This is a genomic window from Kosakonia pseudosacchari (assembly GCF_900184035.1).
GTDB lineage: Bacteria > Pseudomonadota > Gammaproteobacteria > Enterobacterales > Enterobacteriaceae > Kosakonia > Kosakonia pseudosacchari.
Window position 1 is genome coordinate 1 of the sequence record NZ_FXWP01000022.1, and the last position, 25,788, is coordinate 25,788.

25 protein-coding genes, 2 tRNA genes and 2 rRNA genes are annotated in these 25,788 nt (G+C 53.7%); 15 read left to right on the top strand and 14 right to left on the bottom strand.

Annotated elements, in window-relative coordinates:
• The 3 genes from BN2591_RS17075 to BN2591_RS17085 all read left to right on the top strand — a co-directional run.
• Positions 1-80: ribosomal RNA gene (locus tag BN2591_RS17075) — 23S ribosomal RNA — on the top strand; the annotation flags it as partial.
• A gap of 196 nt (positions 81-276) precedes the next feature.
• Positions 277-392, top strand: a 5S ribosomal RNA gene (rrf, locus tag BN2591_RS17080).
• Between the two features lie 55 nt (positions 393-447).
• Positions 448-524: transfer RNA gene (locus BN2591_RS17085), tRNA-Asp, on the top strand.
• 92 nt (positions 525-616) lie between these two features.
• Here BN2591_RS17085 and fabF read toward each other — a convergent pair.
• Genes fabF through BN2591_RS17105 form a run of 4 tightly spaced genes read right to left on the bottom strand, consistent with a single transcriptional unit; the run spans position 617 to position 5,053 of the window.
• Positions 617-1,891: a beta-ketoacyl-ACP synthase II gene (fabF, locus tag BN2591_RS17090; protein ID WP_162494958.1), complete on the bottom strand. Its 1,275-nt coding sequence runs from the start codon at positions 1,889-1,891 to the stop codon at positions 617-619.
• Between the two features lie 19 nt (positions 1,892-1,910).
• The gene (locus BN2591_RS17095; RefSeq protein ID WP_086873124.1) at positions 1,911-3,473 is read right to left on the bottom strand and encodes a DHA2 family efflux MFS transporter permease subunit; all 1,563 of its coding nucleotides are present in this window, start codon (positions 3,471-3,473) and stop codon (positions 1,911-1,913) included.
• Positions 3,470-4,513 carry an HlyD family secretion protein gene (locus tag BN2591_RS17100; RefSeq protein WP_086873125.1) on the bottom strand — a complete coding sequence of 348 codons (1,044 nt, stop codon included), beginning with the start codon at positions 4,511-4,513 and terminating at the stop codon, positions 3,470-3,472. The genes BN2591_RS17095 and BN2591_RS17100 overlap by 4 nt, the downstream gene beginning before the upstream one ends.
• Positions 4,514-4,522: 9 nt before the next feature.
• On the bottom strand, positions 4,523-5,053 hold the full coding sequence (locus BN2591_RS17105; protein WP_086873126.1) for a winged helix-turn-helix transcriptional regulator: 531 nt from the start codon (positions 5,051-5,053) through the stop codon (positions 4,523-4,525).
• A 202-nt stretch (positions 5,054-5,255) separates the two neighbouring features.
• Between BN2591_RS17105 and dkgB the strand changes: the two genes are divergently transcribed.
• Positions 5,256-6,059 carry a 2,5-didehydrogluconate reductase DkgB gene (gene dkgB / locus BN2591_RS17110; protein ID WP_086873127.1) on the top strand — a complete coding sequence of 268 codons (804 nt, stop codon included), beginning with the start codon at positions 5,256-5,258 and terminating at the stop codon, positions 6,057-6,059.
• Positions 6,060-6,096: 37 nt separating this feature from the next.
• Here dkgB and yafC read toward each other — a convergent pair whose 3' ends face one another.
• On the bottom strand, positions 6,097-6,984 hold the full coding sequence (yafC, locus tag BN2591_RS17115) for a DNA-binding transcriptional regulator YafC (protein WP_086873128.1): 888 nt from the start codon (positions 6,982-6,984) through the stop codon (positions 6,097-6,099).
• Between the two features lie 231 nt (positions 6,985-7,215).
• On the opposite strand from yafC, the gene BN2591_RS17120 reads away from it, so the two are divergent.
• Positions 7,216-8,013, top strand: coding sequence for an endonuclease/exonuclease/phosphatase family protein (locus tag BN2591_RS17120; RefSeq protein ID WP_071908240.1), 798 nt, complete (start codon positions 7,216-7,218; stop codon positions 8,011-8,013).
• A 61-nt stretch (positions 8,014-8,074) separates the two neighbouring features.
• Here the strand turns inward: BN2591_RS17120 and mltD are convergent, their stop codons facing one another.
• Positions 8,075-9,445: a murein transglycosylase D gene (mltD, locus tag BN2591_RS17125; protein ID WP_086873129.1), complete on the bottom strand. Its 1,371-nt coding sequence runs from the start codon at positions 9,443-9,445 to the stop codon at positions 8,075-8,077.
• Positions 9,446-9,519: 74 nt separating this feature from the next.
• A complete protein-coding gene (gloB, locus tag BN2591_RS17130; protein WP_086873130.1) occupies positions 9,520-10,275 on the bottom strand; it encodes a hydroxyacylglutathione hydrolase in 756 nt (251 codons plus the stop codon).
• Between the two features lie 33 nt (positions 10,276-10,308).
• On the opposite strand from gloB, the gene BN2591_RS17135 reads away from it, so the two are divergent.
• Positions 10,309-11,016: a class I SAM-dependent methyltransferase gene (locus BN2591_RS17135; RefSeq protein ID WP_086873131.1), complete on the top strand. Its 708-nt coding sequence runs from the start codon at positions 10,309-10,311 to the stop codon at positions 11,014-11,016.
• Here the strand turns inward: BN2591_RS17135 and rnhA are convergent.
• A complete protein-coding gene (gene rnhA, locus BN2591_RS17140) occupies positions 11,013-11,579 on the bottom strand; it encodes a ribonuclease HI (RefSeq protein WP_161796289.1) in 567 nt (188 codons plus the stop codon). The genes BN2591_RS17135 and rnhA overlap by 4 nt on opposite strands.
• Between rnhA and dnaQ the strand changes: the two genes are divergently transcribed.
• Positions 11,533-12,264, top strand: a complete 732-nt coding sequence (dnaQ, locus tag BN2591_RS17145) for a DNA polymerase III subunit epsilon (protein ID WP_086873132.1) — start codon at positions 11,533-11,535, stop codon at positions 12,262-12,264. The two genes, rnhA and dnaQ, sit on opposite strands and share 47 nt — an antisense overlap.
• Before the next feature lie 135 nt (positions 12,265-12,399).
• Positions 12,400-12,476, top strand: a tRNA-Asp gene (locus tag BN2591_RS17150).
• Positions 12,477-12,522: 46 nt separating this feature from the next.
• Here BN2591_RS17150 and BN2591_RS17155 read toward each other — a convergent pair.
• Positions 12,523-13,995 (bottom strand): NCS1 family nucleobase:cation symporter-1, encoded by a 1,473-nt coding sequence (locus tag BN2591_RS17155; RefSeq protein ID WP_086873133.1) that lies wholly within the window; start codon positions 13,993-13,995, stop codon positions 12,523-12,525.
• A gap of 146 nt (positions 13,996-14,141) precedes the next feature.
• Here BN2591_RS17155 and BN2591_RS17160 point away from each other — a divergent pair, with 146 nt between their 5' ends.
• The 3 genes from BN2591_RS17160 to puuE are packed head-to-tail and all read left to right on the top strand — an operon-like array spanning position 14,142 to position 16,566.
• On the top strand, positions 14,142-14,858 hold the full coding sequence (locus BN2591_RS17160; RefSeq protein ID WP_086873134.1) for a GntR family transcriptional regulator: 717 nt from the start codon (positions 14,142-14,144) through the stop codon (positions 14,856-14,858).
• The gene (locus tag BN2591_RS17165; protein ID WP_086873135.1) at positions 14,858-15,595 is read left to right on the top strand and encodes an aspartate/glutamate racemase family protein; all 738 of its coding nucleotides are present in this window, start codon (positions 14,858-14,860) and stop codon (positions 15,593-15,595) included. Before BN2591_RS17160 ends, BN2591_RS17165 begins: the two co-directional genes overlap by 1 nt.
• A gap of 29 nt (positions 15,596-15,624) precedes the next feature.
• A complete protein-coding gene (gene puuE / locus BN2591_RS17170; RefSeq protein ID WP_086873136.1) occupies positions 15,625-16,566 on the top strand; it encodes an allantoinase PuuE in 942 nt (313 codons plus the stop codon).
• 36 nt (positions 16,567-16,602) lie between these two features.
• Here puuE and xni read toward each other — a convergent pair whose 3' ends face one another.
• The 5 genes from xni to queF form a co-directional block, all read right to left on the bottom strand.
• On the bottom strand, positions 16,603-17,355 hold the full coding sequence (xni, locus tag BN2591_RS17175; protein ID WP_244173022.1) for a flap endonuclease Xni: 753 nt from the start codon (positions 17,353-17,355) through the stop codon (positions 16,603-16,605).
• Positions 17,356-17,464: 109 nt separating this feature from the next.
• On the bottom strand, positions 17,465-18,832 hold the full coding sequence (locus BN2591_RS17180) for an L-serine ammonia-lyase (protein ID WP_086873138.1): 1,368 nt from the start codon (positions 18,830-18,832) through the stop codon (positions 17,465-17,467).
• Positions 18,833-18,890: 58 nt separating this feature from the next.
• A complete protein-coding gene (locus BN2591_RS17185; RefSeq protein ID WP_086873139.1) occupies positions 18,891-20,180 on the bottom strand; it encodes an HAAAP family serine/threonine permease in 1,290 nt (429 codons plus the stop codon).
• Between the two features lie 450 nt (positions 20,181-20,630).
• Complete coding sequence (gene ppnN, locus BN2591_RS17190; protein WP_086873140.1) at positions 20,631-21,995, bottom strand: nucleotide 5'-monophosphate nucleosidase PpnN; 1,365 nt, start codon at positions 21,993-21,995, stop codon at positions 20,631-20,633.
• A gap of 118 nt (positions 21,996-22,113) precedes the next feature.
• Complete coding sequence (gene queF, locus BN2591_RS17195) at positions 22,114-22,959, bottom strand: NADPH-dependent 7-cyano-7-deazaguanine reductase QueF (protein ID WP_086873141.1); 846 nt, start codon at positions 22,957-22,959, stop codon at positions 22,114-22,116.
• A 69-nt stretch (positions 22,960-23,028) separates the two neighbouring features.
• On the opposite strand from queF, the gene syd reads away from it, so the two are divergent.
• The 4 genes from syd to BN2591_RS17215 all read left to right on the top strand — a co-directional run bounded on the left by syd (position 23,029) and on the right by BN2591_RS17215 (position 25,784).
• Complete coding sequence (gene syd, locus BN2591_RS17200) at positions 23,029-23,574, top strand: SecY-interacting protein (RefSeq protein WP_086873142.1); 546 nt, start codon at positions 23,029-23,031, stop codon at positions 23,572-23,574.
• Between the two features lie 631 nt (positions 23,575-24,205).
• A complete protein-coding gene (locus BN2591_RS17205) occupies positions 24,206-24,535 on the top strand; it encodes a YqcC family protein (RefSeq protein WP_086873267.1) in 330 nt (109 codons plus the stop codon).
• Positions 24,535-25,329 carry a tRNA pseudouridine(65) synthase TruC gene (truC, locus tag BN2591_RS17210; RefSeq protein ID WP_086873143.1) on the top strand — a complete coding sequence of 265 codons (795 nt, stop codon included), beginning with the start codon at positions 24,535-24,537 and terminating at the stop codon, positions 25,327-25,329. The genes BN2591_RS17205 and truC overlap by 1 nt, the downstream gene beginning before the upstream one ends.
• A gap of 5 nt (positions 25,330-25,334) precedes the next feature.
• Positions 25,335-25,784, top strand: coding sequence for a flavodoxin (locus BN2591_RS17215; RefSeq protein WP_086873268.1), 450 nt, complete (start codon positions 25,335-25,337; stop codon positions 25,782-25,784).
• Positions 25,785-25,788 lie beyond the last annotated feature (4 nt).

Genomic DNA, 25,788 nt, shown 5'->3' on the forward strand with positions numbered 1-25,788 from the left:
GACGACGTTGATAGGCCGGGTGTGTAAGCGCAGCGATGCGTTGAGCTAACCGGTACTAATGAACCGTGAGGCTTAACCTTACAACGCCGAAGGTGTTTTGGCGTGAGAGACAGAAAAGATTTTCAGCATTGATTCAGAGTCCGAAGGATTTTGCGCCGGGACAAGGCGGCAAATGAGGCGACGGAAGGAGCATACAGAGGTATGTGACTGACGTTCGTGGAATGCAGCCAACGCGGTACCGGTGCAAAAGACACAGGACAGGGCACAAAGAATTTGCCTGGCGGCACTAGCGCGGTGGTCCCACCTGACTCCATGCCGAACTCAGAAGTGAAACGCCGTAGCGCCGATGGTAGTGTGGGGTCTCCCCATGCGAGAGTAGGGAACTGCCAGGCATCAAATTAGCAGTGAAACCGGGGCAACAAACCGGTGGTTGTAAAGAAATTCGGTGGAGCGGTAGTTCAGTCGGTTAGAATACCTGCCTGTCACGCAGGGGGTCGCGGGTTCGAGTCCCGTCCGTTCCGCCACTTATTTTAAGAGCCGCATCTCTAACGAGATGCGGTTTTTTTTCGTCTGTTATTTCGCTAAAAAAGGGCAACTACGCCCTTTTTAGCGTATGTTACTCCCAGCGTTTCAGCAGCAGGCTGGCGTTGACGCCACCAAAACCAAATCCATTGGATAAGGCATAGCGCATCTCCAACGGCTTTGCAGTCAGCGCAACCAAATGCAATCCTTCTGCCTCGTCATCAGGGTGATGCAAATTTAGCGTTGGCGGTACAACCTGATCACGTAAAGTCTGGATAGTGAAAATAGCTTCGATACCCCCTGCCGCGCCCAGCAGGTGGCCCGTCGCTGATTTTGTAGAGGTAATTGCAACCGGAGCGTTACCAAAAAGTCCCTTAATCGCTGCCAGTTCTCCTTTGTCACCGACCTGTGTTGAGGTCGCATGCGCATTAATATGCTGAATATCCGCAGTGGTAATCTCTGCCTGGCGAATGGCTGCTTCCATGGCGCGACGCGCGCCGTTACCATCTTCCGGGCCTGCCGTCAGATGGTACGCATCCGCGCTGGTTCCGTATCCCACCAGCTCTGCCAGCGGTGTAGTACCACGTGCCAGGGCATGTTCCAGCGATTCGATAACGAGCAATCCGGCGCCTTCTCCCATCACAAAACCATCACGATCGCGATCAAATGGCCGCGATGCTGCCGTTGGATCGTCGTTAAAACTGCTTGATAGTGCTCTTGCAGCCGCAAAGCCAGCAAGACTAACCCGGTGTATTGCCGCCTCACTCCCGCCACACAGCGCGATATCCGCTTCACCGCTACGGATCATACGCGCGGCGTCGCCGATGGCCTGCGCCCCTGCGGCACAGGCGGTTACCGGTGCGCCTATGGGTCCGCGAAAACCATGCGCAATTGAAACATGTCCGGCAGCGAGGTTGGCGAGGAAGGAGGGGATGGTAAAAGGGGAGAGGCGACGAGGTCCACGATCGTCCGTTGTGTGCACGGCATTGGCGATTTCGTTAAACCCACCGATCCCGGTCGCAATTACCGTGGCAGTGCGATCTTTTTCTGTTTGATCCTGTGGGAACCAGTTCGCCTGCGTCAGGGCTTCTTTTGCCGCCACCAGTGCGAACTCAATAAAACGATCCATCTTTTTGCGCTCTTTGGCTGGAATAGCCACCAGCGGATCAAAACCATATTGCGGATCTTCTTCTATAGAAGGGACCTGTCCTGCCACTTTGCAGGAAATATCATCGACAATCTCATCTGCAAGCCGGCTAATCCCTGATTTACCCTGTAATAGCGATTGCCACACATGCGAGACACCACAACCCAGCGGGCTGACAATTCCCATACCTGTTACTACGATGCGTTTTGTTGAAACGCTCATCATCAATTCTCCTGAAATATCATGCTGTTTGCGGTTTTTTCATTAAAGGAACCAGCAGCGCAGCGATTAAAAACCCTAACATGATCAGATAGAAAGCATCTGAAAATGCCTGTGTCCGAGCTTCACGCAACGTGATAGCCGAAAGATTCTTTAGCGCAGCACTGTTGGCGATATCGGGTGAAATCCCCTGGCTAACCAATCTGCTGGCGGTGCTCTGAACGAATTCCGTTACGGAAAGAGAGGCATTATTGAGATGATCCGCGAGGCGGCTGTAGTGCAAATTGGTTCGGTCATTAATCACGGTGCCGCACAAGGCGATGCCAATCGCGCCACCCAGATTGCGCATCAAATTGAACAGACCTGATGCCAGCTTCAGCCGCGTTGGCGGCAGGCTGCCAAGCGTCAACGTGACCGTCGGGGCAACCGCAAATTGTTGTGCCAGCCCACGAAATGCTTGTGGTAACAGGAGTTCTTGCGCCCCCCATTCATGGGTGAGCGGAATAAAACTGTACATCGACAACGCAAATCCGAGCAGCCCTGCCATCAGCAACCAGCGTAAATCGACCCGATTTGCAAGCCACGCATAGAATGGGATCGACAGCACCTGAAAAAGCCCGGTGGAAAACACCGCCAGACCAATTTCCAGTGCGCTAAAGCCGCGCACCGTGCCAAGAAATAAGGGCGTTAGATAGATCGTAGCAAAGATGCCAACCCCCGCCATAAACGAGAAGTAGCAGCCCAGTGTGAACGTTCTGTCCTTAAGGGCGCGAAGATCCATGACCGGTTGTGCGTGTCGCAGTGTACGAATAACGAAACCAATACCGCTCAGCAAGGCTAGCCAGCCAGTAAGTGTTAATGTGCTGTCATCAAACCAGCCCCAGCGCGGGCCTTCTTCGAGGGTATATTCCAGACACCCCAGCGATACCGCGAGCAGCAGGATGCTCAGGTAATCCGCGCCGCGTAATAGAGACGGATTAGGTGTATCTATTTTGACCAGCAGTGGCACGGCGAGGGCGATGTAAAGCCCCGGCACGATGTTGATATAAAACAGCCAGTGCCAGCTGAAATTTTCTGTTATCCAGCCACCGACGGTGGGGCCGAGCGTCGGTGCCAGCGATGCTAAACCACCAATTGTCGCGGCAGCGATAACGCGCTGTTTGCCCTGAAAAAAAGCAAATGCAGTGGTGAAAACCAGCGGGATCATTGAGCCTCCCGCCAGCCCTTGTAACGCGCGAAAAACGATCATACTTTGGATATTCCACGCCCAGCCGCAGAGCAGGCTCATCACCGTAAACCCGGCGGCGGAAGCGGCAAACAGCCAGCGCGTGGACATCACCCGCGCCAGCCAGCCGGAGAGAGGAATAATGATGATCTCGGCGATCAGATAGCTGGTTTGTACCCATACTGTTTCATCATCGCCAGCAGAAAGCCCTCCGCCGATATCACGCAGCGACGCCGATACAATCTGGATATCAATCAGGGCGATAAACATGCCCACACACATAGTCGCGAAGGCAAACACTTTCTGACTCACCGGCATTGAAACGCCAGGCTGCAGCGGTACAGCATCGGTCGTGCTCATGGCGCGCTCTTTTCGTCAACGGTAACGATGACAGAAAATCCCGGGCGCAATACACCGAGTTTTGCCGCTTCGCCATCCAGCGCGATACGCACGGGCACACGCTGGACGATCTTAGTGAAATTTCCGGTAGCATTTTCTGCCGGGAGAAGACTAAATCGTGAACCTGTCGCGGGGGAAACGCTGAGAACATGACCGTAGAACGTTCGACCCGGCATGACATCCGCCACAATGGTCGCGCGTTGGCCTGGAAGCATGTGGGCAAGCTGGCTCTCTTTGAAATTAGCGTCCACCCACAACCCTTCTGCGGGAACCAGTGAAAGCAGCTGCGTACCGCCGCCGACGAAGGAGCCGGACCAGGCCCGGCGATTGCCTATAACGCCATCGAACGGGGCGCGGATCTCGGTATAGTTCAGGTTTAATTTCGCGATTTCAAGATTCGCCTGGGCTTGCTGCAGCGCCGCTTGCGTCTGTTTTTCTCGCGCATCAAGCACAGCCAGCTGACGCATGGCGACAGCGTTGTCTGCCTGCGCTTTGCTCTCCTGCGCACGTGCCTGGCGATAATCCGCCGCCGCATTTTCCCGTACCTGCGCAGAAACGGCACTGGACATAACCAGCGCGCTGTAACGGCGATTGTCATTGGCTGACTTATCACTCACCGCTTTGGCTGCCGCCAACGATGCTGTTGCGCCTTCAATGGTCGCCAACTGCAACTGGCGCGTCGCGGCAATATCAGCCAGCGCCGCCTGCTGCGCGGCTACCTCACCTGCAGCTTTCGCCAGTGCAGCCTGGTAATCTCTGTCATCAAGACGGATTAAAAGATCACCTTTCCTGACCAGCATATTGTCCTGAACGGCAATCTGTTGGACATAACCGGACACTTTACTGGAGATGGCGCTGATATCACCACCCACATAGGCATCGTCGGTGGACTGTATAAATCGCCCGCTTTGCCACCAGTACACGCCATAACCCGCAGCGGCGAACAGCGCTGCGGCTAACAGCACCAGGGTGAGCGCCTTTTTCTTTTTACTGAGCGTCATTATTGCGGCTCACATAGTGAAGGGGGCGAATTTTTGCGTGTTATCGCCAGCGTGTTTGCGTTGTAAATAATCGTGGCGGTAATGGATAACCGGGGCCGCTGCAGGGCCGGGCACCAGGGCATATTTCTCTGGCGTGATGGGTTCGCCGGTTGCTTTATCAATGAGGATGGTCTCGACCGGACGCTGTGTTTCACGCTCGACTAACTCTATTTGCGCGCCTTCTGGCGAGAAGTGACGGTTTCCCCACTCCACCAGGGCGAGGATCACCGGGCGAAAATCGCGCCCGAGAGCCGTCAGGTGATATTCATAGCGCGGCGGTGTTGTGCTGTAGCTCACTTTTTCCAGTAGCCCGTCATCAACCAGCTCTTTCAGGCGACGGGAGAGAATGTTGGGGGCGACATTGGCGCTTTTCTGGAACTCATCAAAACGGGTGAAACCGGCAAAAGCGTCGCGCAGGATTATTATGCTCCAGCTGTCACCAATGCGGCCTAAGCTACGGGCAATGGGGCAGGGAGCGTTGCAAAGCGGTTCATTTTTCATGGTCTGATCCGGTTACTGATTAGATTCTGCGCTTACGGTGACATAGTGACTTTCAAAATGCAAGTGACTAGCTTTACGCTCTGAATCCCTTACTTTTGCTTCTCTGGCAAAAAACCTCTGCGTTTTCGCCTCTTTTTCCCCTTGCTGAAGCGGGGAATAATCAGCGCAACGAAACATTACGAAATCAGAAAGAGGAATTCTTATGGCTATCCCTGCATTTGGTCTTGGCACCTTCCGTTTAACTGACGAAGCGGTTATCGCTTCTGTAAAAAACGCCCTTGAACTGGGCTATCGCGTGATTGATACCGCGCAGATCTACGGTAACGAAGCTGCCATTGGCGAAGCGCTGGCTCAGAGCGGCGTTGCGCGTGAAGAGCTGTTCATTACCACCAAAATCTGGACCGAAAATCTGGGCGCTGACAAACTGATCCCCAGCCTGAAAGAGAGCCTGAAAAAATTAGGCACGGATTATGTTGATCTAACCCTGATCCACTGGCCGTCTCCGGGCGCCGCTGTGGCGGTTGATGTCTCTATGCAGGAGCTGATGAAGGCAAAAGCGCAGGAGCTGACACGCCAGATTGGGGTATCGAACTTCACCATTCCGCTGATGGAGCAGGCGATTGCCGCTGTGGGCGCGGAAAACATCGCCACTAACCAGATTGAATTGTCGCCGTATCTGCAAAACCGCAAAGTCGTTGACTGGGCGAAACAGCACGGTATCCATATCACCTCTTACATGACGCTCGCATACGGTAAAGCGCTGAAAGACGAAGTGATTGGACGTATCGCACAGAAACATAACGCCACGCCAGCACAGGTCATCCTGGCATGGGCGATGGGCGAAGGTTATGCGGTTATTCCGTCCTCGACCAAGCGTGAGAACCTGGCAAGCAACCTGCTGGCACAGTCGCTGAAACTGGATGCGGAAGATAAAGCGGAAATCGCGAAGCTTGATTGCAATGACCGTCTGGTCAGCCCGGAAGGTCTGGCGCCGAAGTGGGATTAAGCGCGAATTTAACGGGAGCGTAATGCTCCCGTTGTTGTTATTGCGGCAGATGTTCGCTAATAAAATCGATAAAGGCGCGTATACGCGTACTCACCGCACGGTCACTGTAATAAACCGCACTAAAAGGCATCTCTACCGGCAGGCGCTTATCCGCCAGCAAATCCACCAGTTCCCCGCTTGCCAGCTCCTTATCAATCATATAGTCCGATAAACTGGCGATACCGTTACCGCTCAGACACAAATGTTTGAGTGTTTCTCCGCTATTTGAGGAGATATCCGGCGTGGCTTCAAACAGTTGACCATCGGCAGAGGCAATCGGCCAGGTATTAAGGGAGACGGGTTCGGTAAACCCGAGTAACACATGATTACGCAACTCTTCGACGGTTTCAGGCTTGCCACAGCGAGCGAGGTAATCCGGTGAGGCGATAATTTTTCGATAGCTCTTGAACAGCGGACGGGCGCGCAGGCTGGAATCCGTTAATTTGCCCACGCGGATTGCCACATCCACTTTGCGCTCAATCAAATTGATAAACGTCTCGCTTGAGACCAGAGAAAGATTGATTTCCGGGTAGCGTTCACGAAACGGTTTAATCAGCGGCATAAGAAAATGCAGCACGACCGGCGTTGCCGCATCAATGCGCAGCGTGCCGCGCGGCGTGGATTTCGTTTCCATCACCTCTGTTTCTGCGGCCGCCATCTCCTGTAACACGCTTTGTACTCGACGGAAATAGCGCTCGCCTTCTTCGGTTAAACTGAGCTGGCGCGTGGTGCGATTAAGCAAATTTACGCCCAGCTTGTTCTCCAGTTTTTTTACTGCACGGCTGATGGCCGAGTTCGCCTGTCCCAGGCGTTCCGCTGCCCGGCTGAAGCTGCCGCTTTCAACAACAGCCACAAAAATCGCGAGTTCTTCTGAGGTGGTTTTCATTATTGCCTCTGTAGCAACACTGCAACGATATTATTCATCCATGCGCTATTTAACCATGTTGAAGCCTGTGATGCCACGCACGCGCGGCGCGGGAGGCATTAATAAGCGCTTACTAACCCATAACCGGTAGTTTTTCTGCCGATTGTGCGTTGAAAGTGTGCGCTAAAATCCCTATAACTGAATGACCACCCCGGAACCGGGTGCGGAAATCAATGAGGTTTGAAGCCGAAAGTGCCAAAGAATACCTATGCCATGCGATATGTTGCCGGACAGCCAGCGGAGCGAATTTTGCCGCCGGGATCCTTCGCGAGTATCGGCAAAGCGTTGCCTGCGGGTGTGCCTTTAAGCAGCGACGAAAAAATCCGTGTGCTGGTATGGAATATCTTTAAGCAGCAGCGCGCTGAGTGGTTATCGGTACTGCAGAGTTTTGGCAAAGACGCGCATCTCGTGTTGTTACAGGAAGCGCAAACCACGCCCGAACTGGTCAGGTTTGCGACCACTAACTATCTTGCTGCCGATCAGGTTCCCGCGTTTGTGCTGCCGCAACATCCCTCTGGAGTGATGACGCTTTCATCTGCGCATCCGGTCTATTGCTGCCCTCTGCGTGAGCGGGAGCCGATTTTACGGCTGGCGAAATCAGCGCTGGTCACAGTGTACCCACTGCCTGATTTACGTAACCTGATGGTAGTGAATGTCCATGCGGTGAATTTCAGTCTGGGTGTAGATGTTTATAGCAAGCAGTTGTTGCCGATTGGCGATCAGATTATGCGCCACGCCGGACCTGTGATTATGGCGGGGGATTTCAACGCCTGGAGCCGGCCGCGCATGAATGCGCTCTATCGCTTTACGCGTGATATGTCGCTGCGACAGGTGCGTTTCACCGATGACAATCGCCGCCGCGCCTTTGGTCGTCCGCTGGATTTTGTTTTTTATCGTGGTTTGAATGTGCAGGAAGCATCGGTACTGGTGACTCGCGCATCGGATCACAACCCGCTGCTGGTGGAGTTTACCCCAGCTAAACCGGCTTGAGGGGCGACAAGCAGGCAAAAAAAAGCACCGTGGGGAAACGGTGCTTTTTTATCGGTTTGTATCAGGAATCCGGTGTGGCGCTGTTCTTAACAAACAGTGTCAGCTGATCGCCTGGTTGCAGATTATCGGTATCGTTATTCCAGCGCATCACATCCTGGATGTTCACGCCGTGACGTTTCGCGATGCTCGATAACGAATCACCTTTGCGTACGCGATAGGTAATGCTATCGCTGTTGCTGGCGAGACGCTGTGCGCTGCTACCTGCACCCACCGTCAGACTCTGGCCCACTTTCAGGTTCGAACCGCGCAGGTTATTCCACTTCTGGATATCCTTTGCGCTAACGCCGAGACGCGCCGCGATGGCGGAAAGCGTATCGCCTGAGCGAACCTTGTAGCTCCGGCCTTGCAGCGGTGTGTTATCCGCAAGCTGTGTCGGCTGTACAGCGGCGATTTCGCCGGAGGCCAGTGATTCACGCAGTTGATCGGCGTGTTTCTTCGGCACCATCACGTACTGCGGACCCGCTGAACCTAACGTCGAACCTTTAACGCCAGCGTTAAACGTTTTCAGTTTGTTCACCGAAATCCCGGCCATTTCTGCCAGCTGATCGACCTCAACCGGGCTGCTCAGTCTGACTCGCGCCAGCGCACGGCTTTCGTCTGGTGTTGGCAGACTCACGCCATAGCGCTTACTGTTTTTGAGAATATCGCTCAAAGCCAGCATTTTAGGCACGTAAATCTTGGTTTCCTGCGGCAATGAAAGTGACCAGAAATCGGTGGGTTTACCCCGCGATTTATTGGCTTTCATCGCTTTCAACACGCGACCTTCACCGCTGTTATAAGCCGCAACTGTCAGTAACCAGTCGCCATCAAACATGCGGTTGAGACGCTGCATCATGTCAAGCGCGGCCGTAGTAGAGGCCACAATGTCACGACGCGCATCGTAGCTGCGAGTCTGCTTTAAACCATAATTTCGCCCGGTGCTCGGTATGATCTGCCAAATACCTGCGGCATTGGCGCCAGACGTCGCGTGTGGGTCAAAAGCGCTCTCCACTATGGGTAGTAGTACCAGTTCCATGGGCATGTTACGTTTTTTAACTTGCCCTGCTATCCAGTACATATACGGCTCTGCCCGTAAAGTTACATCGTGGAGATAGCTCTTATTGCTTAAATACTTGAGTTTTTGTTCGCGAATCCGGGTATTTTCCGGAATTCCCATCTTTAGCTCGTCGCTAATGGAGGTCCACAAGTCACTGTTATTCTGGGCGGCGAATGTTCCATCGTCCATCCACCGCGCCTGACTAGTAAACTTCCCTGCTTCCCCTTGACCAGCTGCAGAAAGGCTCTGTGCGTGCTGTTGTACCGTACCGTCGTGGTTAGACGCCTGGCACCCAGCAAGCAAGACAGAGGCGAATAAGATCGCTTTTGCCTTCATGTGTGTGTCAATAGTAGTTGCTTAAAAGACGAGCGATGATAACGGCGTCGTCTTTAAAAGGCAACCCGGAAATATCAGAAGTTATCTTTCTTTGACCTTAACCATGCGAAACGCTCCTCTGGGTGTTGCAACTTTGTTTCTTGGTTAATTATATTAATTAAATCAGCATCTTCCGTGCGTAAAAATAAATTAATTCGCCGTTCATTTTTCAGAATTACGGGGAGTGTTTTTTGATTTTTCGCACGTAACTCATTAACTTTTCGATAATATTCGTTAAGTGCAGGATCCTGCGGTAAGATACTGATCGCAAACTTCATATTCCCTAAAGTATATTCGTGTGCGCAGCAAATCACTGTATCATCCGGAAGCGCATTGATCTTACAAAAGGATTGATACATCTGGCTTGCCGTCCCTTCAAACAATCTTCCACAGCCACCAGAAAATAGTGTGTCACCGCAAAAAAGATAAGGGGAACTGAAGAAACAGATATGTCCTAAAGTGTGACCTGGCGTGGCAAAGACAGAAAAATCATGTCCCAAAACGGAGATAACGTCCCCCTCTTTAACGATCTGGGTGGTTCCCTTATCTTGCGTTTCTTCTGGCCCATAAACCACTATATCCGGGAAATGCTGACGCAACGTGTTCACGCCGCCAACGTGGTCGTTGTGATGATGAGTGAGCAAGACAGCTTCCGGCTGCCACTGGTTTTCTTCTACTGCGCGTAATACCGGTGCGGCTTCACCTGGATCGACAATCAGGCAGCGACCATCATCATTGTTCAGCACCCAGATGTAGTTATCCTGGAACGCCGGAATACTGTTAAGATTCATAAATTACCTCTCAAAGCGTAGCGGAAGGTTGTGATGAAACCGGCAAGGACTCCTAAGACATTGGTCGCACCTGCAAGCTGGAGCGATTTACCTAAAGGCGCGCATTATCGTGAAGCGCTGGAAGGAGAACTTAAGCCGTGGTTTGCAAAAATGTATGGATTTCATTTGCTTAAGATCGGCAATCTGAGCGCGGAAATCAATGCCGAAAGCTGCGCTATTTCCCACCAGGTCAATGTTTCCCTTAGCGGCGAACCGGCGCAGGTCAGAGCCGATCCGCTGCATTTACCGTTCGCAGAAAAATCGGTAGATGCCTGCTTGCTGGCGCATACGCTTCCCTGGTGTACCGATCCGCATCGGTTATTGCAGGAAGTGGATCGGGTGTTAATTGACGACGGCTGGCTGGTGATGAGCGGTTTTAACCCGATTAGCCTGCTTGGGCTTGGTAAAGCGGTTCCTTTTGCACGCCGATCGCCTGCGGTAAAAAGCCGGATGTTCACCCTGATGCGCCAGTTTGACTGGCTATCGTTGCTTAATTTCGAGGTGTTACATTATAGCCGCTTTCGCGTGCTACCCTGGACAAAACAGGGTGGGAAACTGCTTAGCACGCATTTACCGGCGCTGGGGTGTATGCAACTTATCGTCGCGCGCAAACGCACCATTCCGCTTACGCTAAACCCCATGAAGTCAAGCCTCAGTAAACCCCGGGTTCGCCAGCCCGTGGGCGCGACCCGCCAGTCTTAACTTTCCGGCTGATAGCCTACATCTTCCTGAGTTGGGTTCATCGCGGCGGCGCGCGCCAGCTCATCGCAGCGTTCGTTTTCCGGGTGGCCTGCGTGGCCTTTTACCCACTCCCAGCGGATTTGATGTTGGCTCAGCGCCGCATCGAGCCGCTTCCAGAGATCGACATTCTTGACCGGTTTTTTTTCCGCTGTTTTCCAGCCGCGCTTTTTCCAGTTGTGGATCCACTGCGTGATGCCCTGGCGCACATACTGGCTATCGGTACTGAGCACCACTTCGCAATGCTCTTTTAACGCTTCCAGTGCGACAATAGCCGCCATCAGTTCCATACGGTTATTGGTGGTCAGACGGTAGCCTTCGCTAAACAATCTTTCATGCTGACGATAGCGTAAAATCGCCCCGTAACCGCCCGGACCCGGATTGCCAAGACAAGATCCGTCGGTGAAAATTTCTACCTGTTTAAGCATCTCTGGTAGACTTCCTGTGTTTAAAACGACAAGTCTGACATAAATGGCCGCTATGAGCACAGCAATTACACGACAGATCGTCCTCGATACCGAAACCACCGGTATGAACCAGATTGGCGCCCACTATGAAGGGCATAAGATTATTGAGATCGGTGCGGTGGAGGTGATCAACCGTCGACTGACCGGTAATAACTACCATATTTATCTCAAGCCCGACCGGCTGGTGGATCCGGAAGCGTTTGGCGTTCACGGTATCGCCGACGAATTCCTGCTCGATAAACCGACGTTTGCTGACATCGCCGATGAGTTTATTGAGTATATCCGCGGTGCGGAGCTGGTCATTCATAACGCGTCGTTTGATATCGGCTTTATGGATTATGAGTTCAGCAAGCTGAACCGCGAGATTCCAAAAACCGAAACGTTTTGCAAAATCACCGACAGCCTGGCGCTGGCGCGTAAAATGTTCCCCGGCAAGCGTAACAGCCTCGATGCGCTCTGCTCGCGTTACGAAATAGACAACAGCAAACGTACGCTGCACGGGGCATTACTCGATGCCCAAATCCTTGCCGATGTCTATCTGATGATGACCGGCGGCCAGACATCAATGAAATTTGCGATGGAAGGCGAAGGGCAAACGCAAACAGGCGATGCGGGGATCCAGCGTGTTGTTCGTCAGGCAAACCGCTTGCGTGTGGTTTTAGCCAGTGATGAGGAGCTGATGGCCCATGAATCACGGCTTGATTTAGTGCAGAAGAAGGGCGGAAGCTGCCTGTGGCGCGGGTAAAACCGTTTTGTTAACGCGGAAAAATCGTCATACGGGTGATTTTTGCAGCAAACAATTCAAAACGATGGAAAAAGCGTTGACGGCACCAGGTGCAATCCGTAATATGCGCCTCGTTCCCTAACAGGAACACAACGCGGAGCGGTAGTTCAGTCGGTTAGAATACCTGCCTGTCACGCAGGGGGTCGCGGGTTCGAGTCCCGTCCGTTCCGCCACTATTCAGAAGGCCTGAATCAGCAATGATTCAGGCCTTCGTCGTTTCTACTCTTTTGCCGTCACGCGCTGGGCGGTAAATGTGCTGCTCACACCTTCGCGTTCACGGCGTGCCAGAAAGCGGTAGCAACCCGCACCGAGGAACGCGCCAATAAACCAGCTAAAGTTGGCCACTTCATGCAGCGCAGGAATAAAGCTAATAATCAGCCCAACCGCCACTGACGGCACCAGCGCCGCAATCGCTTTCGGGTTGAAGCCGTTTTTGTACCAGTAACGCCCGTTTGGTGAGTCGGTAAACAGATCGTCGACAAACACATTTCCGCGTTTAATCAGATAAAAATCGGTCAGTAAGATACCGAACAGCGGGCCAATAAACGCGCCGAGCACATCCAGCGTGTAGTGGATCAACTCCGGAGACTGGAACAAATTCCACGGCGTCAGCAGTACCGAGCCGACAGCTGCGATCATCCCACCGGTACGGAAACTGATTTTCTGCGGGGAGCAGTTAGAAAAATCGAAGGCCGGGGAGACAAAGTTCGCCACAATATTAATGCCGATAGTGGCAGTGATCATCGTCAACAGGCCAATTGCCATCGCCAGGCTGCTGCCTACATGGCTCACCGTTTCGATAGGGTCAGTGATCATCTTGCCAAACAGCGATTGTGTGCCGGAAACAATCACCACTGTGACAATGGAAAACAGCAGGAAGTTAAACGGCAAACCCCAGCGGTTGCCGCGGCGGATCTCCTGCATGCTTTTACCGTAGCGGGAAAAATCGCCAAAATTGAGCAGCGGGCCGGAGAAATAAGAAACCACTAACGCTGTTGCGGTGATCATCTGCCAGGTTTGCTCACCGGCCGTCAGTTGTTTGCTGGCGAGCGTAAAAGAGATGCCCTCGAAACCCGTTTGCCAGAGGATCCACCCTGCCAGCGCCATCATCACCACGTATACCGCGGGGCCTGCGATATCGATAAAGCGTTTAATCGCACTCATCCCGTGCCAGAACACCAGTGCTTGCAGCACCCACATAATGCCGAAACAGAGCCAGCCCAAATGCGACAGGCCCAGAAAGTGGCCGTTGGTCAGGGGAGTCAGGGCGGGCCAAAACTTCAGGATCACCAGCATCAACGCGTTGGCGGCCAGATAGGTCTGAATGCCGTACCACGCAAACGCAATCAACCCACGGATCACCGCCGGGATATTCGCGCCGAATACGCCAAATGCCTGACGGCAGATCACCGCATACGGCACACCGGCCATTTGGCTCGGTTTCGCCACCAGGTTTGCGCACAGCTGCACAATACAGATCCCCAACAGCAGGCAAAGTAGCACCTGCCAGCTGGCAAGCCCTAAGGCGAAGAAGCTGGCGGCGACCACATAGCCGCCCATGCTATGCACATCGGACATCCAGAAAGAGAAAATATTGTACCAGCTCCAGGTCTGATGGCGGGTCGGCGCCAAATCTTCATTGGTCAGGCGTGGGCTGTAGCGGGCATCGTAATTTGGTTCAAGGTTTGGCATGGATTCTGCTCCTCTGAATACAGATAGTGACGTGTAGTCTGCTATCCCTCGTTGCATTAACCAGGCCAGGTTTTAATTTTTTGTATACAAAATAAATTAACGGTGTATACAAAAATAGATGAATTGAATAACAAAGGAAGTGCGTTATGAACCAGCAAATAGGGCTGCGAACCCCTGCAGATCAGGAAGATAAAGAGCATGTCATTTGGCAATCGTTAATGACCGCCATCGTTGAACATCAGTTGCCACCGGGAAGTAAACTGCCGGAAGAAGCGCTGGCGGAGGTTTTTGGCGTCAGCCGTACCGGGATCCGCAAAGTCTTAACCCGCCTTGCGACGGTGCAAATGATCACCATGACGCCCAGACGTGGTGCATTTGTCGCCAATCCCAGTGTTGAAGAGTCAAAAGCTATCTTTACTACCCGTAAAATGATCGAATGCGCCAACCTGCCGCTGGTGCTGGAACATCTTCAGCCGCCACACCTTGCCGGGCTGGAAAAGATCATCGCGCAGGAAGAAGAGGCGCATCAAAACCATGATGGCGCGGCGGCTATCCGCCATTCTGCGGCTTTTCATATCCAGCTGCAGGCCATTTCCGCTAATGCGGTGGTGACTGACATTATCACCACGCTGGCGCAGCGTTCGTCGCTGGTGATAGCCGCCTGGGGCGCGCCCTGGCAGCGCGGTTGCCGCTGTGACGATCATGACCAACTGATTACGCTGCTGCGTAAAAAAGATCTGTCAGGGCTCAGTGATGCGATGGCCCACCACTTTGATCACATCGTTTCCAGCCTGCGTTTTGAGCGCAGCGGCGAGACATTGCCAGATTTTGCCCGACTGTTTGGTGCCCCAGGAGAACACTGATGAGCCAGTTTTGTATACAAGTTATCAATCCCAATACCAGCCCTGATATGACCAACACCATTGCCCGTGCGGCGCGCAGCGTGGCGGCACCCGGCACCACCATTCTCGCCAGTTCCCCCTCGCAGGGGGTGGAATCCATCGAAGGGCATTTTGATGAGGCCATTGCGGCGATTGGCGTGCTGGAGCAAATCAAACAGGGTAAAACCCAGGGCGCACAGGGACACGTGATTGCCTGTTTTGGTGACCCCGGATTACTGGCGGCGCGCGAGGTGGCGAGCGGGCCGGTTGTCGGTATTGCTGAAGCGGCGATGCACCTGGCAACGCTGGTGGCGACGCGGTTTTCGATTGTTACCACGCTGCCGCGCACGGTAATTATTGCCCGTCATTTACTGCGTCAGTATGGCTTCGAACATCACTGTGCTGCGCTGCACGCGATCGATTTACCTGTACTGGCGCTGGAAGATGGCACGGGTCTTGCTCAGCAAAAGGTACGCGAACGTTGTATACAAGCCAAACGGGAAGATCACAGCGGTGCCATTGTGCTGGGCTGCGGCGGCATGGCGAATCTTGCCCGCGAGCTGACGCAAGAGCTGGGCATGCCGGTGATCGACGGTGTGACGGCTGCGGTGAAGATGGTGGAATCTCTTCTCGCTCTTGGGCTTGGCACCAGTAAATACGGCGATCTCGCGTATCCCAATAAAAAGCCGCTTTCAGGATGTTTTGAACAGCTTTGCTGAAAGCGGCCCCGTAAAGAGGTCGAATCAGCATGCAATCAGCAACGGACAAACCTTTCTGGCATTTCACCGCCGACTACCCCCGCGATATGGCGGGTTATGCGGGAAAACCGCCGCACCCCCGCTGGCCGGGCGGCGCGCGCATTGCCGTCCAGTTTGTCCTTAATTTTGAAGAGGGCGGCGAGAACCATGTGCTGCATGGCGACGCGGGTTCAGAGCAATTTTTGTCGGATATTATTGGCGCGGCCAGCTATCCCGCGCGGCATATGTCGATGGACTCGCTGTACGAGTATGGATCGCGCGCCGGATTCTGGCGTATTCATCAGGCTTTTCAGCAGCGTGGCCTGCCGCTCACGGTTTTTGGCGTGGCAATGGCGCTGGCGCGCAACCCGGAGATTGTCGCGGCGATCAAAGCGGCTGATTACGATGTAGTAAGCCACGGCTGGCGCTGGATCCATTATCAGGATCTCGATATTCAAACCGAACGACAGCACATGCAGCAGGCGATTGAAATCCTGCAAACGCTGTTCGGCACAAAGCCGCTTGGCTGGTATACCGGGCGTGACAGCCCCAACACCCGCAAGCTGGTGGTCGAGCAGGGCGATTTTCTCTACGACAGCGATTATTACGGCGATGATTTACCCTTCTGGACCACGGTGGAAGGGAAACCGCATTTGATTGTGCCGTATACGCTTGATGCCAATGATATGCGCTTTGCCACGGCTCAGGGTTTTAACACCGCCGAGCAGTTTTATACCTACCTGAAAGACAGTTTCGATGTGCTGTACGAAGAAGGTGAGCATGCGCCAAAGATGATGTCGATTGGCATGCACTGCCGCCTGCTCGGGCGGCCCGGGCGCTTTCGCGCACTGCAACGTTTTCTTGATTACGTGCAAAGCCACAGTGACGTCTGGATCTGCCGTCGCCAGGATATCGCCGAACATTGGCTGAAGCACCATCCGTATAAGGGCTAAAGCGAGGCGAAAAGCCCGCCACCGTGCGGGCTTTGCTCAGCGCGTCAGACGTAGCTGTTGTAAGTTGCCATCCAGTTGCAGATCTGTTTGCAGACGCGCGACATCTCGACAGATAAAGGCCATTGCTTTATGCGCTTGCAGTTTTTGCCGCCACTTTTCCGGCACGTCCGCGAGGTTGTCGTACAGTGCTTCCAGCGTCGGGAAGGTGTTTAACAACTGGGTGGCGCTTTTCGGGCCAATGCCAGCAACGCCTGGCACTTTAGAACTGCTGATCCCCGCCAGCCCCCAGTAATCCGGCAATTGCTCTGGCGTGACGCCATATTCCTGCGCAATAAAGGGCGCATCCAGCCAGCGTTTCTGGAAATAGTCGCGGATGCGAATGGTCGGGGAAAGCAGCTGGCAATAGCCTTTGTCCGTGGAAACAATCGTCGCCTGCTGCCCGGCCTGCGCCATTTTCACCGCCAGCGTCGCGGCGAGATCGTCCGCTTCGTTACCCGGCGTTGCCCAACAACGAATGCCGCGCTGCTCAAAGGCGCTGCGTAACGCGGGCATCTCGGCATGAAGCGTCTCCGGCATAGGAGGTCGCCCGGCTTTATAGTCGGGCAATAACTGGTGACGCCAGCCCTGGCTGCGGGCCTCATCATCGAACACCGCCACGGCGTGAGTCGGCTGGCTGTGAACCACAAGCTGCTCCAGCGCGTGCAGGCAGGTGTCTACACAGGGCGATCCCTGCACCGCGTGGATCCGGCGGATAAGATTAAGCGCGTCGACAATTAACAGATGAGCCACAGATACCCTCCTTGAAATCGTGCCTAAGGGTAACATCGCGAGCGGCGTGAGGCTATGAAGCGGGGGATAATCAGGAAGATGCCTCGCAAAACGAGGCATCTTCCTGGGCTTAATCGCAGGTGACGATCTTCATCGCCAGCCCACCGCGTGAGGTTTCGCGGTACTTGGCGTTCATATCTTTCCCGGTTTCGTACATGGTTTCGATGACTTTATCCAGGCAGACGCGCGGCTCGCTGGTACGGCGCAGGGCCATACGCGCGGCGTTCACCGCTTTCACCGAAGCAATGGCGTTGCGCTCGATGCACGGAACCTGTACCTGGCCCGCGACTGGATCGCAGGTCAGTCCGAGGTTGTGTTCCATACCGATTTCCGCCGCGATGCAGACCTGCGCCGGGCTTGCGCCGAGCAGTTCCGCAAGGCCTGCGGCGGCCATGGAACAAGCTACGCCGACTTCGCCCTGGCAACCCACTTCAGCACCGGAGATAGACGCGTTCATTTTATAGAGCGATCCAATCGCGCTGGCGACCAGCAGGTAGCGCGCCAGTGAATTGGCGTTCACCTGACGAATAAACTTGTCGTAATAAGCCAGCACTGCCGGCACAATGCCGCACGCGCCGTTGGTTGGCGCGGTCACTACGCGGCCACCGGCCGCGTTCTCTTCGTTGACCGCCAGTGCGAACATGTTGATCCAGTCGACGACCTGCATCGGATCTTTACTGGTGTTATCGCTGCTGACCAGCATGCGACGCAGCGCGGCGGCGCGACGCGGAACGCGTAATTTGCCTGGCAGCACGCCTTCGGTGCTAATCCCGCGCTCAATACCACCCTGCATCACTTCCCAGACGCGCGCGAGATGCTGTTCCAGCGCCTCTTTGCTGTGTAGCGCCAGTTCGTTCTTCATCATCAGGCCAGAGAGCGACAGCCCGGTTTCCTGGCAGTGACGTTGCAGATCCGCCGCATTTTTGTACGGGTAAGGTACGTCGACAGGCGCGTTGTTGGTCTGGCCAAAATGTTCTTCGTCGACAATAAAGCCGCCGCCGATGGAGTAATAGGTCTGGCTGTAGATAACCTTGTCGCCCGCGAGCGCGGTAATACGCATGCCATTTTCATGTAGCGAGAGGTTATCGGCATGGAAGTTCATGCATTGATCGACAGGAAACTCGACTTCGTGCTCGCCGTTAGCCAGCAGCAGGCGGCCGTGCGTGTTGACGTCCTGAATAAATCCCGGAATAGCATCAATGTCGACGCTATCCGGCAGGTTACCCGCCAGGCCCATAATAATAGCGATATCGGTATGGTGCCCTTTACCGGTCAGGGAGAGGGAACCGTAAACGTCCACCACCACACGGGTCACGTCGTGCAGCATGCTGCGGGCAATCAGATCGTCAGTGAATTGCTTACCGGCTTTCATTGGGCCAACGGTATGCGAGCTGGAAGGGCCAATGCCGATTTTAAAAATATCGAATACGCTGATCATGACGCATTATCCATTGCAATGAGAGTCGCGCCGCCCGTGGAGAGCGGCGCGAAAGAGATTAGCTGAACAGAGAGTAGAAGATCGCGGAGATAGCGATAAGACCCATGATAACAATGAAGATGTTGCTGATTTTACCGCTGTATTTACGCATTGCCGGTACTTTGGCGATGGCGTACATCGGCATCAGGAACAGGATCATCGCGATAATCGGGCCGCCCAGAGTTTCAATCATCCCGAGGATGCTCGGGTTCCAGGTCGCGACAGCCCAGGTGGTCAGCAGCATAAACAGCGCGGTAATGCGGTTCAGCTTGTTGATTTCGATGCTTTTGCCTTTGCCACGCAGAGATTTGATCACCATACCGTTGAAACCTTCACGGGCACCCAGATAGTGGCCGAGGAAGGATTTGGTGATGGCGATCATCGCGATGATCGGCGCCATCCAGGCGATGATCGGTGCGTTAAAGTGGTTTGCCAGGTAAGAGAGAATCGAAATGTTCTGCTGTTTCGCCGACGCCAGGTCAGCCGGAGAGAGGCTCAGCACGCAGCTGAACACGAAGAACATTACCGTCAGCACCATCATGATGTGTGCGAACGCCAGAATACGTGAACATTTGCTCTCTGCTTCATCGCCGTACTCTTCACGTTTTGCAACCGCGAACGAGGAGATGATCGGCGAGTGGTTAAAGGAGAACACCATCACCGGAATGGCCAGCCACAGAGTCATCCACAGGCCGTTACCGGTCGCGGAAGTGCTGTTCAAAGAGAGTGTATCGAGTGCTGCGCCGTTCCACTGCGGGATCAGGTAAACCGCCAGCAACATCAGGGCGATAACAAACGGGAACACCAGAATACTCATCGCTTTTACAATCATCTGCTCGCCAAAACGCACGATGGTCATCATGCCGACAATCAGGATCAGCGACAGAATAGCGCGCGGCGGCGGCGTCATGCCCAGCTGGTGGGTCATAAAGCTGTCAACGGTGTTGGTAATGGCCACGCTGTACACCAGCAGGATCGGGTAGATAGCGAAGAAGTAGAGCAGGGTAATCAGTTTACCCGCGCCGATACCAAAGTGTTCTTCAACCACTTCGGTGATGTCTTCGCCTGGATTTTTACCCGACAGCACAAAGCGGGTCAGACCGCGGTGGGCGAAGTACGTCATTGGGAAAGCGAGGATGGCCATGATGATCAGCGGAATTAAACCGCCAACGCCGGCGTTAATTGGCAGGAACAGTACACCAGCGCCGATGGCAGTACCGTACAGGCCCAGCATCCACATGGTATCCGTTTTGCGCCATGAACTTCGTGTAGCCGATGTGGCCAGCGTACTGGTTTGAGTGGTTTCCATTTATAAATCTCCTGGGAAAAGCAAAATGCTGGCATGACGGGCGAATACATTGCCTGGCAGGCTGGCGGTAATATTAAATTCGGTCAATCACGGTTTTTTTATAATTTCTTTCCGTAATTATTTGCGGCGGAAAGATACATTTATGTTATGACTCTATCAGTGATCGCGATCGCAATTGCAATAAATCACTTTTTATGTGGATATATTTAGACCATCTCTCTGCTTAATGATCGGGAGGTGACATTTATGGGCGCGAAGGCTATCACCGGCAAGATTTGCGATCAAACGCACACCGTTGAAAGACGATAAATGCCCTGTAAAAAACCGCTATCGCAGTGATTTATCGACGTTTAAAGGCAACTGAAACGTAAGAATATGCTGGCGATATTGCTGAGTGTCAGACGGGGAAAATCCGAGGTATAAGGGCGACTTATGGGTCGCCCTGGAAGATCAGGCGCAGATTTCGTAGCAAGGAATATACGCGCTGCCTGGCAGTTTCATACGATGCTGGGCGACAAAGCCCTGTAGCAGGTCATCCATACGGCGCATCATGTCGCTATCGCCATGAATTTTATACGGGCCGAACTCCTCAATTGCCCGAATGCCGTGCTCTTTCACGTTACCCGCCACGATGCCCGAGAATGCCCGGCGCAGATCCGCCGCTAGCGTTTCCACCGGCTGATCCGGATAAAGTTTCAGATTAGCCATGTTTTCGTGCGTCGGTTCAAACGGCACCTGCAGATCCGGCGCGATGCGGATAGACCAGTTGAAGCTATAGGCATCCCCGGTTTCTCGACGGTTTTCTTTTACCCGCGGCATCGCTTTTTTCATCTGCCGCGCCACTTCTGCCGCATCATTGATGATGATGGTGTAGTGGCTGCGTGCGGCTTCGCCCAGCGTGTTGACGATAAATTCGTCCAGCACGCGGAAATAATCCGCACTCTCTTTCGGCCCGGTCAGAATCAGCGGCAATACCTGGTTTTTGTTGGCCGGGTTCATCAAAATCCCCAGCAGATACAACAACTCTTCTGCCGTGCCTACGCCGCCTGGGAAGATAATGATGCCATGGGCGATACGGACAAAGGCTTCCAGACGTTTTTCAATATCCGGCATGATGATCAGTTCGTTGACCAGCGGGTTTGGCGGTTCAGCAGCAATGATCGACGGCTCGGTCATGCCGATAAAACGGCCCTCTTTATAACGTTGCTGTGCGTGACCGACCGCGGCACCTTTCATGGGCGCTTCCATCGCGCCCGGGCCGCAGCCCGTACAGATATTTAGCTCGCGCAGACCAAGCTGGGTTCCCACGCGACGAGCGTACAGGTACTCGGTTTCGTTAATGGAGTGACCACCCCAGCAGACCACCATGCTCGGCGCTTCGCCGACATGCAGCGCGCGGGCATTACGCAAAATGGAAAAGACCAGGTTGGTGATATGAATGGAGCTTTCCAGATTTAAATGCTGGACGCGTCCGGCGTTATGAATCTGACCATTAACGAAGAGAATATCGCGCAGAACAGCAAACAGGTTGGCCTGTAGCGAGCGGATAATACGCCCGTCGACAAAGGCCTCTTCCGGTGGGTTGATCAACTCCAGCTTTACGCCACGTTCACGGCGTAACACGTTGATATCAAAACTTTCGTTACGGGAGAGCAGCTCTTTGCTGCTGTCGGTCTGGCTCCCTGAGTTCAGTACAGCGAGCGAGCAGTTGCGAAACAGTTGATACAGGTCACTGCTGGCCGTGCGTTTAAGCATATCGACTTCCAGCTGCGACAGCATATCCATTGAGCCAAGCGGGCTAATATGTGTAATCAAGTGAACTCCTTTACGGGACGAAAATTTTATCTTTCCCGTGATTACAATAGCCCTGGCTTATGACGTTTAACAACCTGTCGCGTGGGATCTTCTACGCAGAGTCGTAAAATGTTGTGTTTTACTGGCGCACTAGCCGTCCGGTGGCCGGAACAAAGTCGGTATTGGTACGCCATGGGTTGATATCCAGCCCGCCGCGTCGGGTATAGCGCGCGTAGACGCTCAGTTTTTCCGGCTGGCAGAAACGTTGAATGTCCGTAAAAATGCGCTCGACGCACTGTTCATGAAATTCATTGTGATGGCGGAAAGAGACCAGGTAGCGCAGCAATTTTTCACGGTCGATTTTCGCGCCGCGATACTGAATTTGCACCGAGCCCCAGTCTGGCTGGTGGGTGATCAGGCAGTTCGATTTCAATAAATGGCTGACCAGCGTCTCTTCGACAACGTTACCGCTGGCGGCATCGGTTAACAGCGTGGCGTCAAAGTCGTAGTTATCGATCTCAATATCCTGATCGTCGATACAGGTGCCATGAAAATGAGCGACAGGCTGCCCTTCCAGCTCATCAATACAGTACAGCACCACGCTGACGTCACCCTGGGCGCAGGCGCTCAAATCGCGTTGCAGCGTGTCGCGCACCTCTTGCCAGCTGGCAAAACGTGTCTGGTTAAAACTATTTAGATAGAGCTTGAAGCTTTTCGATTCCACCAGATTGATACTGGCGTGATCCAGTTCAACGTGACCGACGGCTACCTGCGGCAAGCCTTTCGCATTGAGCCAGGAGAGCTCATACAGCGTCCAGATATCCGCGCCGCGAAAAGGCAGGCTCCCGGCTTTTAAGCCTAACGGATCGCGGTTTAACGAACGGGGAACGCCTTGCAGCAAGCTGGCGTCGTAGGTGTCGCGGTAATCGGTGGTTTTGCCAAGCGTCAGGCCAGCCAGCGCCTGGTGGTTATCATAAGAGGACATGTTTCATCGCCATTTTGCAGGTAAACTATGACGCAGAGTTTATCCTGGCTTATGTGAAGAGAGAAATCGGTGGAAAAAGAGACGGCGCATGCCCTGAAAGCCTTTACGGAACGTTACTGTAATGCGTGGCACGCACAGCGAGACAGCTGGCCGCAAAGCGAAGAACTTTACGGTATTCCCTCGCCGTGCATTATTTCTTCCACCGATAAATACGTTATCTGGCAGCCACAACCGTTCGTGCCCGAACGAAATGTAAACCCCATTGAACAGGCTATGGAAATTGTGGTACAAACGCCGCTCCATACCTTTTACACCACACAATTTGCCGGTGATATGACCGCGCGTTTTGGCGAATTGACGCTGACGCTGCTGCAAACGTGGAGTGAAGATGACTTCGTGCGTATGCAGGAAAATCTGATTGGTCACCTGGTGACGCAGAAAAGACTGAAGTTATCACCTACACTTTTTATTGCCACGCTCGACAGCGAACTGGATGTGATTTCGCTGTGTAACCTGAGCGGCGAAGTGGTGAAAGAGACACTGGGTACGCGTCAGCGCACCGTTCTTGCCCCAAGCCTCGCAGCATTCCTCGACCAACTCGAACCCGTTGTGTAATCCTCTCTACTACTCATCTTGTGAGAGATCTCTTACACGACCTGTAAGAGATCGCAGGGTCTTTTTCCATAATTCTTATGAGCCTTCTCATTCATAATGAATATAAATCATGAGGTTAATCTAAAACCTTGCATATTCTATGGTTTCATTCAAAGGTAAATTTGCGTTAAGTATTCTTGTAAGACGCTACGTAATGGGTAATTCTATCTGAGTCGACACGGAGTCTGACAACGAAGCGTACATCAGGATGATGTTGTTTCGAGGACTCACCAGGACGGTGCTACAAGGATAGGCTTCAGGACGAAGCAAAGGGACATCGCTGGAATGCGTTAACGGACACCTCCAGGACGGAGAATGAGAGCCGATAAGGATGTTCGGCAGATCAGGATGATCCAGGACACGCTTTATGGATGAGGCCAGGTCACATCGGGGTGGTGTGAGCATGATGCGCTGTTTAAGGATGAACGGGTCAGGAGACCGCAGGAAAAGTTTTCAAGGATGAGCAGGGAGCACACGAGTAGCGGGACTGCTGCGAAACGAACCGGGAGCACTGTTTTTACAGTGCTCCCTTTTTTTATTTATCCCGCTCTTTGGTATGCTGCGCGCCAGTCTGATTATTCCGGGGGTTTATATGACTCAACATCAACGCGTGCGTGAGCAACTTCATCTTCTCGAAGCGCAACTGCGTGAACAGAATCTTTGGCAAACCAACGCGCCTGCGGCAAGCGCCTTTGAAAGCACGCAGCCTTTTTGCATGGACACTCTTGAGCCATTCGAATGGCTGCAATGGGTGCTTATTCCGCGTATGCACGCTCTGCTGGATGGTCAGCAGCCGTTGCCGCAGGCGTTTGCCATTGCGCCATACTATGAAATCGCCCTGGATGCGACGCACCCCGCGCGCGAAGTTATGCTGGTGCATTTACAGCAGCTCGATGCGCTGTTCAGCGACGAAAACACCTGATGCTGGAGATTATTTACCAGGATGAGTGGCTGGTTGCGGTGAATAAACCTTCCGGCTGGCTGGTACACCGAAGCTGGTTGGATCGCGATGAAAAAGTGGTAGTAATGCAAACCGTGCGCGACCAAATTGGCCAGCACGTTTTTACCGCCCATCGCCTCGACAGACCCACTTCCGGCGTGTTGCTAATGGGGTTATCCAGCGAGGCCGGTCGCCGCTTAGCACAGCAGTTTGAGCAACATCAGATTCAAAAACGCTATCACGCGATTGTGCGCGGCTGGCTGATGGAAGAGGCGTTGCTTGATTATCCGCTGGTCGAAGAGCTGGATAAAGTGGCCGACAAGTTCGCCCGCGCCGATAAAGAGGCGCAGCCTGCCGTAACGCACTATCGCGGGCTGGCAACGTGCGAAATGCCGGTGGCGACGAGCAAATTTCCCACCACGCGCTATGGTCTGGTTGAACTGGAACCGAAAACGGGCCGCAAGCACCAATTGCGTCGCCATCTGGCGCATCTGCGCCATCCGATTATTGGCGACAGTAAACATGGCGATTTGCGGCAAAACCGCAGCGCGGCAGAACACTTTGGCTGCAATCGCTTGATGCTGCATGCCAGCCAGCTAACGCTCACGCACCCGTTTACCGGCGCGCTGTTAACCATTCGCGCCGGGCTGGATGAGCGCTGGATGAGCGCGCTGTCGCACTTTGGCTGGCGCGGGCTTCTCCCTGAAAATGAAAGGGTTGAGTTCTTGCCAGTGAGCCGCCAGGATGAGGGCAATCTGGGATCACGCAAGGAGTGATGAGCATGGCGAAGGTCGGAATTTTTGTTGGCACCATGTACGGCAATTCGCTGCTGGTGGCGGAAGAAGCGCAGGAGATCTTACAGGCGCAGGGCCACAAGGCGACGGTATTTGAAGATCCCGACGTCAGCGACTGGGAAAACAACAAAGGCAATTACGCGCTGATCGTTACCTCCACGACCGGTCAGGGCGATTTGCCGGAAAGCATTGCGCCGCTATTCCATTATCTGCGCGACACCGTGGGTTATCAGCCCGATCTGCACTATGGCGTGATTGCCCTGGGCGATAGCACATACGCCCATTTCTGCGGTGGGGGTAAGCAGTTCGATGCCTTGCTGCAAGAGCAAGGCGCACAGCGTATCGGCGAGATGTTGCTGATTGACGCCAGCGAAGATCCGGAACCGGAAACCGTTTCAAATCCGTGGGTTGAGCACTGGGCGACCCTGCTTAAATAACCGG

What these genes read in the sequence shown, in the direction of transcription:
- BN2591_RS17160 (WP_086873134.1), top strand. Translation starts at nt 14,142, where the DNA reads ATGAACCAGCAAATAGGGCTGCGAACCCCTGCAGATCAGGAAGATAAA.
- BN2591_RS17205 (WP_086873267.1), top strand. Translation starts at nt 24,206, where the DNA reads ATGACTCAACATCAACGCGTGCGTGAGCAACTTCATCTTCTCGAAGCG.
- BN2591_RS17165 (WP_086873135.1), top strand. Translation starts at nt 14,858, where the DNA reads ATGAGCCAGTTTTGTATACAAGTTATCAATCCCAATACCAGCCCTGAT.
- BN2591_RS17215 (WP_086873268.1), top strand. Translation starts at nt 25,335, where the DNA reads ATGGCGAAGGTCGGAATTTTTGTTGGCACCATGTACGGCAATTCGCTG.
- dnaQ (WP_086873132.1), top strand. Translation starts at nt 11,533, where the DNA reads ATGAGCACAGCAATTACACGACAGATCGTCCTCGATACCGAAACCACC.
- BN2591_RS17180 (WP_086873138.1), bottom strand. Translation starts at nt 18,832, where the DNA reads ATGATCAGCGTATTCGATATTTTTAAAATCGGCATTGGCCCTTCCAGC.
- queF (WP_086873141.1), bottom strand. Translation starts at nt 22,959, where the DNA reads ATGTCCTCTTATGATAACCACCAGGCGCTGGCTGGCCTGACGCTTGGC.
- dkgB (WP_086873127.1), top strand. Translation starts at nt 5,256, where the DNA reads ATGGCTATCCCTGCATTTGGTCTTGGCACCTTCCGTTTAACTGACGAA.
- BN2591_RS17105 (WP_086873126.1), bottom strand. Translation starts at nt 5,053, where the DNA reads ATGAAAAATGAACCGCTTTGCAACGCTCCCTGCCCCATTGCCCGTAGC.
- fabF (WP_162494958.1), bottom strand. Translation starts at nt 1,891, where the DNA reads ATGAGCGTTTCAACAAAACGCATCGTAGTAACAGGTATGGGAATTGTC.
- puuE (WP_086873136.1), top strand. Translation starts at nt 15,625, where the DNA reads ATGCAATCAGCAACGGACAAACCTTTCTGGCATTTCACCGCCGACTAC.
- BN2591_RS17155 (WP_086873133.1), bottom strand. Translation starts at nt 13,995, where the DNA reads ATGCCAAACCTTGAACCAAATTACGATGCCCGCTACAGCCCACGCCTG.
- BN2591_RS17100 (WP_086873125.1), bottom strand. Translation starts at nt 4,513, where the DNA reads ATGACGCTCAGTAAAAAGAAAAAGGCGCTCACCCTGGTGCTGTTAGCC.
- BN2591_RS17185 (WP_086873139.1), bottom strand. Translation starts at nt 20,180, where the DNA reads ATGGAAACCACTCAAACCAGTACGCTGGCCACATCGGCTACACGAAGT.
- truC (WP_086873143.1), top strand. Translation starts at nt 24,535, where the DNA reads ATGCTGGAGATTATTTACCAGGATGAGTGGCTGGTTGCGGTGAATAAA.
- yafC (WP_086873128.1), bottom strand. Translation starts at nt 6,984, where the DNA reads ATGAAAACCACCTCAGAAGAACTCGCGATTTTTGTGGCTGTTGTTGAA.
- BN2591_RS17095 (WP_086873124.1), bottom strand. Translation starts at nt 3,473, where the DNA reads ATGAGCACGACCGATGCTGTACCGCTGCAGCCTGGCGTTTCAATGCCG.
- mltD (WP_086873129.1), bottom strand. Translation starts at nt 9,445, where the DNA reads ATGAAGGCAAAAGCGATCTTATTCGCCTCTGTCTTGCTTGCTGGGTGC.
- BN2591_RS17135 (WP_086873131.1), top strand. Translation starts at nt 10,309, where the DNA reads ATGAAACCGGCAAGGACTCCTAAGACATTGGTCGCACCTGCAAGCTGG.
- gloB (WP_086873130.1), bottom strand. Translation starts at nt 10,275, where the DNA reads ATGAATCTTAACAGTATTCCGGCGTTCCAGGATAACTACATCTGGGTG.